General features: G+C 62.9%; 12 protein-coding genes. 6 read left to right on the top strand and 6 right to left on the bottom strand.

Features of this window, described 5'->3' with window-relative positions; all coding sequences use genetic code 11:
• The coding region (locus PMI35_RS35585; protein ID WP_238543215.1) for a hypothetical protein at positions 1-189 on the top strand (189 nt) is incomplete at its 5' end.
• On the opposite strand, the gene PMI35_RS01355 is transcribed toward PMI35_RS35585, so the two are convergent.
• Positions 158-1,078, bottom strand: coding sequence for a LysR family transcriptional regulator (locus tag PMI35_RS01355; protein WP_008066164.1), 921 nt, complete (start codon positions 1,076-1,078; stop codon positions 158-160). The genes PMI35_RS35585 and PMI35_RS01355 overlap by 32 nt on opposite strands.
• Before the next feature lie 155 nt (positions 1,079-1,233).
• Between PMI35_RS01355 and PMI35_RS01360 the strand changes: the two genes are divergently transcribed.
• A complete protein-coding gene (locus PMI35_RS01360; RefSeq protein WP_008066163.1) occupies positions 1,234-1,665 on the top strand; it encodes a helix-turn-helix domain-containing protein in 432 nt (143 codons plus the stop codon).
• Positions 1,666-1,705: 40 nt separating this feature from the next.
• Here the strand turns inward: PMI35_RS01360 and PMI35_RS01365 are convergent, their stop codons facing one another.
• Positions 1,706-2,530 carry an alpha/beta fold hydrolase gene (locus PMI35_RS01365; RefSeq protein WP_008066162.1) on the bottom strand — a complete coding sequence of 275 codons (825 nt, stop codon included), beginning with the start codon at positions 2,528-2,530 and terminating at the stop codon, positions 1,706-1,708.
• A 32-nt stretch (positions 2,531-2,562) separates the two neighbouring features.
• Positions 2,563-3,138: a flavodoxin family protein gene (locus PMI35_RS01370; protein WP_008066161.1), complete on the bottom strand. Its 576-nt coding sequence runs from the start codon at positions 3,136-3,138 to the stop codon at positions 2,563-2,565.
• A 309-nt stretch (positions 3,139-3,447) separates the two neighbouring features.
• On the opposite strand from PMI35_RS01370, the gene PMI35_RS01375 reads away from it, so the two are divergent.
• A complete protein-coding gene (locus tag PMI35_RS01375; protein WP_008066160.1) occupies positions 3,448-6,252 on the top strand; it encodes an ATP-binding protein in 2,805 nt (934 codons plus the stop codon).
• Here the strand turns inward: PMI35_RS01375 and PMI35_RS01380 are convergent.
• Together PMI35_RS01380 and PMI35_RS01385 are read right to left on the bottom strand one after the other, a co-directional pair.
• Positions 6,217-7,701, bottom strand: a complete 1,485-nt coding sequence (locus PMI35_RS01380; protein WP_008066159.1) for an ATP-binding protein — start codon at positions 7,699-7,701, stop codon at positions 6,217-6,219. The genes PMI35_RS01375 and PMI35_RS01380 overlap by 36 nt on opposite strands.
• Positions 7,702-7,861: 160 nt before the next feature.
• The gene (locus tag PMI35_RS01385; RefSeq protein WP_008066156.1) at positions 7,862-8,812 is read right to left on the bottom strand and encodes a GlxA family transcriptional regulator; all 951 of its coding nucleotides are present in this window, start codon (positions 8,810-8,812) and stop codon (positions 7,862-7,864) included.
• A 305-nt stretch (positions 8,813-9,117) separates the two neighbouring features.
• Between PMI35_RS01385 and PMI35_RS01390 the strand changes: the two genes are divergently transcribed.
• Positions 9,118-9,840, top strand: a complete 723-nt coding sequence (locus tag PMI35_RS01390) for a pirin family protein (RefSeq protein ID WP_008066153.1) — start codon at positions 9,118-9,120, stop codon at positions 9,838-9,840.
• Positions 9,841-9,842: 2 nt separating this feature from the next.
• Here the strand turns inward: PMI35_RS01390 and PMI35_RS01395 are convergent, their stop codons facing one another.
• A complete protein-coding gene (locus PMI35_RS01395) occupies positions 9,843-10,724 on the bottom strand; it encodes a LysR family transcriptional regulator (RefSeq protein WP_008066151.1) in 882 nt (293 codons plus the stop codon).
• A 112-nt stretch (positions 10,725-10,836) separates the two neighbouring features.
• On the opposite strand from PMI35_RS01395, the gene PMI35_RS01400 reads away from it, so the two are divergent.
• Complete coding sequence (locus tag PMI35_RS01400; RefSeq protein ID WP_008066149.1) at positions 10,837-12,051, top strand: YbfB/YjiJ family MFS transporter; 1,215 nt, start codon at positions 10,837-10,839, stop codon at positions 12,049-12,051.
• 33 nt (positions 12,052-12,084) lie between these two features.
• Complete coding sequence (locus tag PMI35_RS01405; protein ID WP_008066142.1) at positions 12,085-13,083, top strand: NAD(P)H-quinone oxidoreductase; 999 nt, start codon at positions 12,085-12,087, stop codon at positions 13,081-13,083.
• Positions 13,084-13,087: the final 4 nt, after the last annotated feature.

The following is a 13,087-nucleotide window of genomic DNA, read 5'->3' as shown; positions in this document are numbered from 1 at the left end:
CGAGGGGCCGGACGCTGGGGCAAGACTTTTTGGTTCCTTTTGTGGCGTTTGACAAAAGGGACTCGCCGTAAGGGCGAAACCATAAGCCGCCGTTACCGCAGCAACGGATATGTACTCAAACCACCAAAGAACCTGGTCGGCTACCAGGCCGCCAAGGTCAAGCCAACACCGACAAAGGCTCAGACATGAACTGACTGATCCGCGACCGCAACCATCGCTCCGCCGGATCATTGTCATGCACCCCGCTCCACGCCATCGACAACTGCGCCGCCGCAATCTCGAACGGCGGATCTTCAGCCCGCAACCCACACCCCTCCACCAACGCGCAAGCCGCATAATCGGGCACCGTGGCAATCATCTCGGTGCCGGCGAGCAACGCGCGCAAACCACTGAACTGCGGCACCCCCAACACCACGCGGCGGGTGCGGCCAACCTTCGCCAGATCCAGGTCGATATTGCCGCTCAGGTCCCCGGAAAACGAGACCATCGCATGGGGACGCGCACAGTACTCATCCAGGGTCAGCGTCCCCGGTCGCTTGTCACCGCGCAGCACCTTGCAGGGAATATCCCGCAGCTTCTTGCGCTTGGCATTGGCCGGCAGGTCGGTGGTGTAGCTGACGCCCACGGAGATCTCCCCCGACGCCAGCAAGGCCGGCATCAACAGGTAATTGGCCCGGCGTACGACCACGACAATACCCGGCGCTTCTTCCTGCAGCTTGCTCAGCAGTGGCGGAAACAAACCGAACTCGGCATCGTCCGACAGGCCAATGCGAAACACATCACAACTGGTCGCCGGATCGAACTCCTTGGCCCGACTGACCGCGCCGGAAATGGTGTCCATCGCCGGTTGCAGCTCCTTGAGAATCGCCACTGCCCGCGCCGTCGGCTCCATGCTTCTACCGTTGCGCAACAGCAAGGGGTCGTCGAACAGATCGCGCAACCGCCCCAGGGCCGCACTCACGGCCGGCTGGCCCATGAACAGTTTTTCCGCAACGCGGGTCAGGTTCTTCTCGAACATCAAGGCTTCGAAAATCACCAGCAGGTTCATGTCGACGCGGCGCAGATCGTTACGGTTCATAGGCACGGTTCCTTTTTGTGTTGAGCCAGGCGCGAGGCAGATTGTGTCTGACTTTACCCAAGACTGCCCGCCCCGGACGAGGAATTAACAACGTTTAACTCGCACGCCAGAGCCCTGGAGTTCAAGAATGAAGCCTACCGACACGGACATTCGCCATGGCTCAGTTGCAGCAAAGCGCCGCCCGCGCGGCAGTCGCGCAAACACAAGGCAAAAGCACCAGCGGCCTCAGCCCGCAGCGTGAACGGTTGGTCAAGCGACTGATCCTCGAGCGCCTCGGCGAAACCCTGCAAGTGATCGAACTGGCCGAGGCCTGTTCGTTGTCGCGCAGTCATTTCTCCCGGGCGTTCAAATGCAGCACCGGTTGTTCGCCCCAGGAATGGATCCGCCAGCAACGCATCGCCCGGGCCAAGCAGCTGATCCAGCACACCGACCTGAGCCTGACGCAGATCAGCCTCGAATGCGGCTTCTGCGACCAGGCGCACTTCTGCCACATGTTCACCCGCAGCGAAGGCATCAATCCGTTTGCCTGGCGTTGCCGCACAGTACGCGCCCTCCCCACCTCACCCGCACAAACAACCCCGCAGTAGCCGGCGATGGCGACCTTACGGACGCCATCGCCGACGCACATCAACCCTTGAGGAAAGCCAGCAGATCGGCGTTGAGCTGATCCTTGTGGGTGTCGGTCAAGCCATGGGGCGCACCGGGGTAGATCTTCAGCTGCGAACCCTTCACCAATCCTGCTGAAGCGATGCCCGCCGCCTCGATCGGCACCACCTGGTCGGCGTCGCCGTGCACCACCAGCGTCGGCACGTCGAACTTCTTCAGGTCTTCGGTGAAGTCGGTTTCCGAGAACGCCTTGATGCAGTCGTAGGCGTTCTTGTGGCCGGCGGTCATGCCCTGCATCCAGAACCAGTCGATCATGCCCTGGGACGGCGTGGCACCAGGTTGGTTGAAGCCGAAGAACGGGCCGCTGGCGAGGTCCTTGTACAGCTGCGAGCGATCCACCAGCGAAGCCTGGCGAATGCCGTCGAACACTTCGATCGGCAGGCCGCCGGGATTGGCGTCGGTCCTGAGCATCAGCGGCGGCACCGAGGAAATCAGCCCGGCCTTGGCCACCCGTGCGGTGCCGTGACGACCGATGTAGCGCGCCACTTCGCCGCCACCGGTGGAGAAGCCGAACAGCACGACGTTGTGCAAGTCCAGGTGGTCGATCAGTTGTGCCAGGTCATCGGCGTAGGTGTCCATGTCGTTGCCGAACCATGGCTGGCTGGAACGGCCATGCCCACGGCGGTCGTGGGCAATGACGCGGTAACCCTGGCCGGCCAGGAACAGCATCTGCGATTCCCAACTGTCGGCATTGAGCGGCCAACCGTGACTGAAGACGATCGGCTGACCGGTCCCCCAGTCCTTGAAATAAATCTCGGTGCCGTCGCGGGTGGTGAACGTACTCATGGGGCGTGCTCCTTACGTGGGGTTTGAGTAAATCAATCGGATGCGCGGCCCATTCGTTCGGCCAGCCGCGCCACGCGCTCGCCCAGGTGTGCCGCGGTGCAACGGTCCTCGGCGGGCGGTGCCAGGTCGGGGGACTGTTCGACATTCGACTGGGCCATGACGCCCAACGAACTGCCCAGCCGGTTCATTTGCCCGTCGAACACGCCCGTGGCGGAGCGTGCGGGCAGCAGGTCGAGGCCAACCCAGATCATCGAATGCTGGGCGGCGAACACCGCCATCTGCAGCAAGGTGTTGAGTTTGTCGCCGCACAGGCAGCCGGAATTGGTAAAGCCGGCCGCCAGTTTGTCGCGCCACGGTTGCGCCAGGTAGAACGCCGCCGTGGCCTCCATGAAGGCCTTGAAGGCCGCCGAAGCGCTACCCATGTAGGTCGGGGCACCGAAAATGATCGCGTCGGCGTGGTGCAAATACGCCCAGTGTTCGTCCACATCTTCGACGGCAATGAGCCGGCAGGTGCTGCCCACGTGCCGTTGCACGCCCTGGGCCACGGCTTCGGCCATGACCCGGGTGTGCCCGTAACCGCTGTGATAGACCACCACCACGTTGCTCATTTCCGGCGTCCTTTGTGGGCGTGAGCTGGCTTCCACACGACCGGTGGAAGTTGAAGAGGCAGAGTTTTGGGCGTAGACCGGACGCACGACGAGTTAAACGTTGTTAATTTTCCCTGGCGCGCCAAAAGTCCCGACGGAACGGTTTACCGCGTCCCCGACCAATGTTCACGGGGCGCCCGGCTTTACCTGATACTCAACATTCAATGCACTTGAACAACAGTCACCCGCGCAGCGCATTGCACGGCGGCAAAAACCTGAGGAATATGCTCGAAAAGCGCGTTCCAGACGCATGCAGACAGGAGTGACCCGTTGACCCTCGCCCCCGAACAGGCTGTGCATTTCGGCCCCTACAGGATCTACCCCGGACAACGTCTGGTGATGGAATCCGAGCGGCCCCTGCGCCTGGGCCGACGTGCCATGGACATCCTGTTGATCCTGCTGGAACACGCCGGGAAGGTGGTCAGCAAGCAACACCTGATGGCGCAAGTCTGGCCCGACAGCGTGGTGGAAGAGATCAACCTGCGGGTGCACATGGCCGCCCTGCGCAAGGCCCTCGGCGACGGTCAGGCCGGCCAGCGCTACATCGTCACCGTGGCCCAGCGTGGCTACAGCTTTGTTGCGCCGTGTTCGCTGGGGCACAGCGGGCAAGGTCCACACAGCGATGCCGTTGCGTCGAGTGGCCACAACCTGCCCTTGCGCCGCACCCGCCTGATCGGCCGCCAGGTGCTGGTCGATAATCTGGTGGCGCAACTGCCGCGCCAGCGCTTCATCACCCTCGTCGGCCCCGGCGGCATCGGCAAGACCACCGTCGCCCTGCGCGTTGCCGAGCAACTGATCGGCCGCTACCGCGACGGCATCCGCCTGCTGGACCTGACGCCGATCAACGATCCGGAAATGATCAGCGGTCACCTGGCGGCAGCGCTGGAACTGTCCCTGCACGACAGCGAACCGATGAACAGCCTCGCCACGTTCCTGCGCGAACGGCATATGCTGCTGGTGATCGACAACTGCGAACACCTGATCGACAGCGTGGCGCTGTTGTGTGAGAGCCTGCTGCGTGGCGCGCCGCAGGTGCATATCCTGGCCACCAGCCGCGAGAGCCTGCGCGCCGAAGGCGAATTCGTGCAGCGCCTGGAATCACTGGACTGCCCCCCGCCCATCGCCGTGCTGGACCGCGCCCAGGCCCTGGGTTTTTCCGCGCTGCAGCTGTTTGTCGAGCGGGCCATGGCCAACCACGACAACTTTGAACTGACCGACGCCCAATTGCCGCTGGTGATCGATATCTGCCGGCGCCTGGACGGCATTCCGCTGGCCCTGGAACTGGCGGCCGCGCAAGTCGCGAACCTCGGCCTGCAGGGTTTGCTGACGCAATTGCAGGAACGTTTTCGTCTGCTCACCCACAGCAGCCAGACCACCCTGGGCCGGCACCAGACCCTGCGCACGACGCTGGACTGGAGCTTCAACCTGCTCAATGCCTGCGAACAGACCTGCCTGCGTCGACTGGGCATCTTTCGCGGTGGCTTCACCCTGGAATCGGCAGCGGCGGTGATCGTTGGCGAACACATTGAACCGCGCGAGGTGTTTGGCTCGATCACGCAACTGGTGGCCAAGTCGCTGCTGAACGTCGACGTCGGTGACGAAGAGGTGTTCTACCGCCTGCTCGACACCACCCGCAGTTATGCCCTTGAAAAGCTCGAACAGAGTGCTGAACTGCCCGCCACCCGCGACCGCCACGCCCAGCGCTGCCTGGCCCTGATGCAGCAGGCGCAGAACGACTGGGAACAGATTCCCACCGGCCAGTGGATCGAGCGTTATGCCCGCGGCTTGCAAGACATCCGTGCGGCGCTCGACTGGGGGCTGTCCGCGTCAGGGCCGCACGCGCTGGCCATCCGCCTGACCGCGACGTCCACGCCGCTGTGGCAGGAACTGTCGCTGCTCAACGAGTACGGCGGTTATGTGCGCAAGGCCCTGACGCTGCTCGATGCAGCGCCAGAACCCTGCCCACAACTGAAAATGCTGCTGAAACTGGCCCTGGGCAGCACCTGTTACCACGCCCAGGGCGGCACGGCAGAAACCATCGAAGCCTTCGTCAGCGCCCGGGCCCTGGCCAATCAGTGCAACGACGTGGCCGGACAATTGCGCGCCGTTTCCGGGCACCTGGCGGTCAACCTCAGTTGCGGCCACTATCAAATGGCCCTGGAACAAAGCGAGCAATTCGACCGACTGGGGCTGCACCGCGACGCGGCGCTGTCCCTGAGCACCCATCGCCTGCGCGTGCTGACCCTGCACTTTGCCGGCGATCAGCAACGGGCGCGGATGAACGCCGAAGAGGTGATCCAGCGCATGGCCCACAGCGGCCATCTCAACCGCTTCACCCACGGGTTTGGCGTGCAGTACGACCAGAGCGTGGCGGCCCTGACCATCCTGGCCCGCATCCTCTGGGTCCAGGGCCAACCCGAGCAAGCCTGGCGTACGGCCCGGCAGGCGCTGGACGTTGCGCTGCAGATCAACCATGGCACCTCGATCTGCTACACCCTGGCGCTGTCGGGCTGCCTGATCGCCCATTACAACGGCGACTGCCAAACCGCTCGCGAACTCTTGCGCCTGTTGCTGGAACAAGCGCAGAAACACTCGGTACTGCTGTTCTACACCTGGGCGCGACACTATGCGCAGGTCATCGACAGTGCCGACGCCCCTGCGCTGCCTCGTCCGGGTGTGGGTTTGATCAAGGAAATCATGGTCACCCTCGACAGCGGCTTCGTCGATGACGATTTGCTGCAACGCGCCGAGACCGGCGCGGCGGGCTGGAGCACCGCGGAGATTCTGCGGGCCAGGGCCAATGCATTGCTGGCTGCCGAGTGCCCGGTGAAAAACTGTGCCGCCGAGACCCTGTTGATCAAGGCGCTCAACGTGGCGAAAGCCCAGGGTGCCCTGGCCTGGGAGCTGCGCAGCGCCACCTCGCTGGCGCGGCTTTGGCAGCGTCAGGGCCGCTACCGGCAAGCCCGGGAGCTGCTGTCGCCGATCTACCAGCGGTTTACCGAAGGCCATGCCACGCCGGACCTGGTCGCTGTGCAGCGGTTACTCGGCGAGCTGCAGGCTCACCTGCCTGGCTGAAGGTCGGCGGGTGTGACTGACGTAGCCGGCATAACGCATTTCGAAGGTGCGCAAGGCCCCGCTCTGTTCGAGTTTTTCCAGGGCATAGCAGCGTGTCGTGTTGAGGAAGCGATAGCGCGTCACACCGCGCACGGGCTCCAGCGACAGCAGCGATTTGTGCGCCAGGCCTTCCATGACGCCGGCCAGACTGGACGGCGGCAGCATCGCGCAACTGATCACGCCCATCGCCGCATCCATTGTGAACGCCGACTTGAACACCGCCAGACGCTGCAACACCGTTTGCTCCATGGGTGTCAGCCGCTCATAGCTCCAGTCCAGGGCCGCCTTCAGGGTCTGGTGCCGCGGGACTGCCGTGCGTCGCCCCTGGGTCAGCATCTGAAAGCAGTTATCCAGTTGCGCTTGCATTCCCACCAGCGCCAGCGCATCGATCTGCGCCGCCGCCAGCTCAATGGCCAAGGGCAAACCATCGAGTCGCCGACAGATTTCGCGCACGGCCTTGAGGTCCTGCTCACGCAGGGCAAATCCTTGCTGACGGGCCCGGGCACGGCTGACGAACAACTGCACCGCCGAATAGCCCATGAACTCATCGAGGCTACACAATGCGGACGCCGGTGGTACCAGCAACGGCGGCAACGACAGGAGTGTTTCGTCGCTGACCCGCAGCGGTTCACGGCTGGTGACCAGAATCGACAGATGGGGTGCTGACGTCAGGAGCGCCTCGACCAGTGACCTACAGCTTTCAAGCAAGTGTTCGCAATTGTCGAAAACCAGCAATGCATGCCATCGTCCCAACGCATCCAGGGGCGTGCCGATGCCCAACTGCAAGGTGCGCATCAGATGATCGACCAGCTGCGCCGGGTCATCGATCATCGCCAGATCCACCCGCCACACGCCATCGCGATAGTGCTGCAACAGCAATTCGGCGACTCGCAGGGCAACGGTTGTCTTGCCGATGCCACAGGGCCCGACCAGGGTCATGCAACGGCGCACCGGCAACTGCCGCACCAGGCTGCCAACGATGGCATCGCGACCGGTGACGGGCGTGAGTCGCGCCGGCAGGTTGTGTGGAGGGGGCGCAACGGCGTCGCTGGCCAGAGGCATAAGCTCCATCGCCTGGCGCACCGGCGCGACAAAGCTGTAGCCACGCTCAGGGACAGTGGCGATGTAGCAATGCCCGTCCTGTCCGTCACGAAAGGCTCGACGCAGGGCAGCAATGTGCACCCGCAAGTTGATTTCCTCGACCACCGACCTCGGCCAGACCCGGGCAATCAGTTCGCCCTTGCTGACCACCGAGCCTGCATGCTCGAGCAGCATCTGCAAGATATCCAACGCGCGACCGCCCAGGCGCAACGGTTGATCACCTGCCAACACCAATCGTTGATGGAGGTGAAACGCGTAGGGACCGAAGTGCAGCACCGCGTCGCTGGTTGGGTTTGTAAGGCTGTTCATCCACGTTCACCCGCTGGAAACCTGCCCGGCACGTGAGGCCATCCAGGCTCCGTACCTTCCTTGCAATGAGTTCAGCGGTATCTTGGCAGGCTCAGGTGACGGTACAACCGCCACGGGGGGAGCGTCACGGCCATTCGGGTGCGCACTACGGACAAGGGCGCTAGCTGAATTGTTCGCGGTACTGGGTCGGGGTCAGGCCGAGCTTTTCACCGAACAGGAAACGCATGTGCCGCACGCTGCCAAAGCCGCTCTTGAACGCTACGGTCTTGAGCGGCAAGTCACCGGTTTCCAGCAGGTTCCTGGCGCAATCGATGCGTGCGCTTTGCAGGAACTCCATGGGTGTCATGTTCACTTCCCGGGCGAAGACCCTGGCGAAATGGCGCGGGCTCATGTTGGCCAGGCCGGCCATGCGCTCGATGCTGAAGGTTTCGTCCAGGTGTTCGAGCACATGGTTCTGCACCCGGGTGATCGCCGTCTCATGGGGGGCCACCGCCGCCATCAACGGGCTGAACTGTGCCTGGCCACCCTGGCGTTTCATGACCACCAACAACACCTTGGCCACGTCCTGGGCGACCTTCTTGCCATGGTCCTGGGCGACTACCGCCAGCGCCAGGTCAATGCCGGCGGTGACGCCGCCGGAAGTGATGAGGTTGCGGTCCTGGACGTAAATCCGGTCGGTCTCGACCGTCGCCCTGGGGAAGGCCTTGATCAAGCGTTCGGTGTAATGCCAGTGGGTGGTCACGCGATAGCCGTCGAGCAAACCGGCGTGCCCCAGCACAAAGGCCCCGGTGCAGATCGAGCCATAGGCCTTCGATCGACTGACGTTGCGCTGGAGCCACTCGAGCAAGGGCGGATGTTTTTCGTTGTAGGCGCCGGGGCCACCGGGCACCAGCAACAAATCAAAGCCGTCACAGGCCTGCTCGACAGGCAGGTCCGCCTGCACCTTCACGCCATTGGACGCCCGCAGTGCGCCGGGTTCGGTGCCAATGGTCGTCAGCACATAGTGGTCGGCGGGCTTGAGATAACGATTGGCAATGGAAAACACCTCCATGGGCCCGGCCATGTCGAGCAGGAGAAAGTCGGGGAACAGCACCATTGCTACGGTTTTCATGGGTTCAAGATCACTGGAATCGAAAAAAGGAATGCTTACACCGCCCCCCTGTAGGAGTGAGCCTGCTCGCGATAGCGGTCCAACAGTCACATTCATTGTGGAATGTGACATCGCTTCGCGAGCAGGCTCGCTCCCACAGGGTCAATGCTGTGCAGTATGCCGAAGTGTGGAGCGAGCGTCGTCCGTACTTTACTGTCAACCTGAAAGGGACAGTATTTCAGTTTCCATCTACTTATTGCATCAACCGATTAACATTAACCTTCTCCTCACTCGGACGAATCAACGTCCCAACAGGAGATTTCATCATGCTGACCCTTCGTAAAGCATCGGATCGTGGCCTGGCCAATCACGGTTGGCTGAAGTCGTTCCATACCTTTTCCTTCGCCAGCTATCGCAACCCGAAAGAACAGGGTTTTTCCGATCTGCTGGTGATCAACGATGACCGCGTGGCAGCCGGTAAAGGCTTCGGCCAGCACCCGCACCGCGACATGGAGATTTTCTCCTATGTGCTCGAGGGTGCGCTGGAACACAAGGACACCCTGGGAACCGGCTCGGTGATCCGTCCTGGCGATGTGCAGTTGATGAGCGCTGGCAGCGGCGTGGCGCACAGCGAGTACAACCACTCGGCCTCGCGGCCCGTGCACTTCCTGCAAATCTGGATCGTCCCGGACGTCAGCGGTGCCAAACCCCGCTATCAGCAGGAACATTTCAGCACGCAGAAGAAACGCGGGCGCCTGCAATTGATCATCTCCCCCGACGGCGCCCAGGGTTCGCTGAAAGTGCGCCAGGACGCGCGGGTGTATGCCGGCCTGATCGATGGCAAGGAAAGTGCCACGCTGGAACTGGCGGCCAATCGTTATGCCTACGTGCATGTGGCTCGCGGTCGCGTCGAACTCAACGGCGTGCCGATGCAGGAAGGTGACGGTGTGCGGATTCGCGAGGAGCAGCTGCTGACCTTGAACAACGGGGTGGATGCTGAAGTTCTGGTGTTCGACCTGCGGCCGCAAGAGCTGCCGGAAATGCCGTAATCTCACGCCGATACATTGGCCCCGGAAAACCCTTCGACAATCTCCTCGATCACCACACGGACCCTCGCGGTATGTCGAAGGTCCGAGTGGGTCACCAGCCACACGTCATATGGCAACGTCCGCGTGCGCTCCGGCCACAGTCGGACCAGCCCATCCTTCTGCCCCATGTACACCGAAATTTCCCCGATCCCGATCCCCTCGGCAATGGATCGCCGCACCAGCAGGCTGGAATTCAGGCTCGCGGCGATCCGCCCGCGCACCACAGGTTCGTTGACCAGCGTCATGTCCTTGCCAGCCTGCAAATACGGCTGATACACCACCAGATCGTGCCCTTCGAATGCCGACCCCGGCTCGGGTATACCGTGGGCATCCACATAGGCTTGCGAGGCGAACAGGCCCACCGGCCAACGGGCGATTCGCCGGGCGATGAGGTCCGGGTTGTCCGGCCGGGTATTGCGCACGGCGATGTCGGCTTCGCGCTTGGCCAGGCTGAGGATTTGTGTCGAAGCGTCCAATTGCACCCGCACGTCGGGGTGACGTTGATGCAGGCGAGCGACGGCCGGGATCAGGAAGTCGATGGCCAGTGAGTCGGTGGTGGTCACCCGCACCGTGCCCGTCAGCCGGTCATCGAGGCCCTGGATGCGGCGCTGCAGTTCCAGCGCCGAATGCTCCATCTTCTCGACCGCGCGCATGGCCGCTTCGCCCACGGCGGTCAGCGCATACCCGTCGGAGGTACGCAGGAACAGCGTGGCGCTCAATGATTTTTCCAGCGCGGTGATGCGCCGCCCCACCGTGGCCTGATCGACCCCCAGCACCCGCGCGGCACCGCGCAGGGTTGATTCGCGGCAGACCGCGAGAAATACCCGTGCGTCATCCCAATTCATGGGCTTCTCCATCCGATGCATTTACGCATCACCATAACGCGAAATCGCTGCGTTAGTGCATCAGTAAAGTTGGTTAAGCTGCTCACCAGTGAAAACTTGCAGGAGAGCGACCATGCTCAGTCCCTCGAATACCCCACGCAACGCATTCTGGCTGCCGATTTTTGCCGGCCTGTGCGCCAGCCTGGTCAGCATTGGCCTGGCGCGTTTTGCCTATACACCGTTGATCCCCTCGCTGATCCAGGCCCACTGGTTTTCCGCCGGCGACGTGGTGTACCTCGGCGCCGCCAACCTGGTGGGTTACCTGATCGGAGCGCTGATCGGCCACCCGTTGGCGCGTCGAACGTCCAACAAAACCGCGCTGCGGCTGATGATGCTGGCGGTCACCCTGTCGTTCTTCGCCTGTGCTTTTCCCTTGTCGATCAGCTGGTTTTTCGGCTGGCGCTTGCTCTCGGGCGTTGCCGGCGGCGCGATCATGGTGCTGGTGGCGGCTACGGTACTGCCCCATGTGCCGGCCTCACGCAAAGGCCTGGCCAGTGGCGCGATCTTTCTCGGCATCGGGCTGGGCATTGCCGGCTCGGGGACGATCGTCCCGCCGCTGCTGAACCTGGGCCTGCAGCAAACCTGGTTGGGCCTCGGCTTGCTGGCACTGGTCCTGACTGCCATCAGCTGGTTTGGCTGGCCGTCGGCGGCGCCCCAGGCAGCGATGACCGCGACAACCCACACCACGTCGACCCACACCCACCCGGGTGTGTACCTGCTGTTTGCCCAATACGCGCTCATGGCGGCGGGGCTGGTGCCAGCCATGGTGTTCCTGGTGGATTACGTGGCGCGCGGCCTCGGCGCCGGGCAACACATCGGCGCGCTGATCTGGGGGATGTACGGCCTCGGCGCGATTGTCGGGCCGGTGAGCTATGGTTTTCTTGCGGATCAACTGGGCGCGAAGCCGAGTATCCGCCTGGTGCTGGTGGTGCAGGCGATTGCCGTGGCCCTGCTGTCGGTCTCCAGCTCCTTCGCGACATTGGCTGTGCTGGCACTGATCCTCGGCTCGTTCCCGCCGGGCATCGTGCCGCTGGCATTGGCGCGGGTTCACGAACTGGTCCCAGGGCATCATCAGCAACAGGTGGTCTGGAGTCGCGCCACGGTGTCCTTCGCCACCTTTCAGGCCATTTCCGGGTTCGCTTATTCGGCCCTGTTCAATGCCAGCGGCGGCCACCATGGGCTGATGTTCGTGATTGCGGCCGGGGCGATTGTCGTGGCGTTGTTGCTGGAGTTGGTCGTGCGTTTTATGAATCGACCTGACCCTCTTGTTCAGGCCAGTTGCCCATGAAGATCAAAAAGATTCTCGAAACAGGAATATGAAATGAATTTGCCTAAAGACATGACCCTGATTGAAATCACCCAACCCGGTGCCCCTGAAGTCCTGCAACCACGCCAGGTACCCGTACCCACGGCGGGTGTCGGTGAGGTGCTGATCCGCGTGCACGCCGCCGGGGTCAATCGCCCCGACGTGATCCAGCGCGCCGGCAAGTATCCGATGAAACCCGGCATGAACCCGATCCCGGGGCTGGAAGTGGCCGGTGAAGTGGTCGCCGTGGGCGCGGACGTCAGCGACTTTATCGTCGGCGACAAGGTCTGTGCGCTGACCAATGGCGGCGGCTATGCGCAGTACTGTGTGGTCCCGGCCAGCCAGGCCCTGCCGATACCCGAAGGCATGGACTGGGTGCAGGCGGCGGCGGTGCCGGAAACCTTCTTTACGGTGTGGGCCAATCTGTTCGACATGGGCGGCGCCAGCAAAGGCCAGCGCGCGCTGATCCACGGCGGCACCAGTGGCATCGGCACCACCGCATTGATGTTGTGCCGCGAGTTCGGCATCAAGGCATTTGCCACGGCGGGCAGTGAGGAAAAGTGTGCGGCGATCCGCCAATTGGGCGCCGAAGCGATCAACTATCGCGTTCAGGACTTCGTCCAGGTCATCCAGGAAAAAACCGCTGGCAAGGGTGTCAATGTCATCCTCGACATCATGGGCGGCTCGTACCTGAACCAGAATATCGCGGCATTGGGCATGGAAGGTCGACTGGTGATGCTGGGCTTCCTCGGCGGCGCTTTCGCCAAGGAGGTCGACCTGTTGGCGATCCTGGGCAAACGCGCCACGATCACCGGATCGTTGTTGCGTGCGCGCACCCGGGAAGAAAAAGCCTCGATCGCCGAACAGTTGCGCGAATACGTATGGCCGGTGCTCGCGGCCGGGCGTTGCCTGCCGATGATCGACCAGGTTTACGCGCTCACCGAGGCGGCGCAGGCCCATGCGCGGATGGAAGCAGGCGACCACATCGGCAAGATCGTGCTGCGCGTGGACTGAGAGC

Source organism: Pseudomonas sp. GM78 (assembly GCF_000282475.1).
GTDB lineage: Bacteria > Pseudomonadota > Gammaproteobacteria > Pseudomonadales > Pseudomonadaceae > Aquipseudomonas.
Note: the sequence above shows the minus strand (reverse complement) of the source record. Positions and strands in the feature narration are given on the sequence as shown.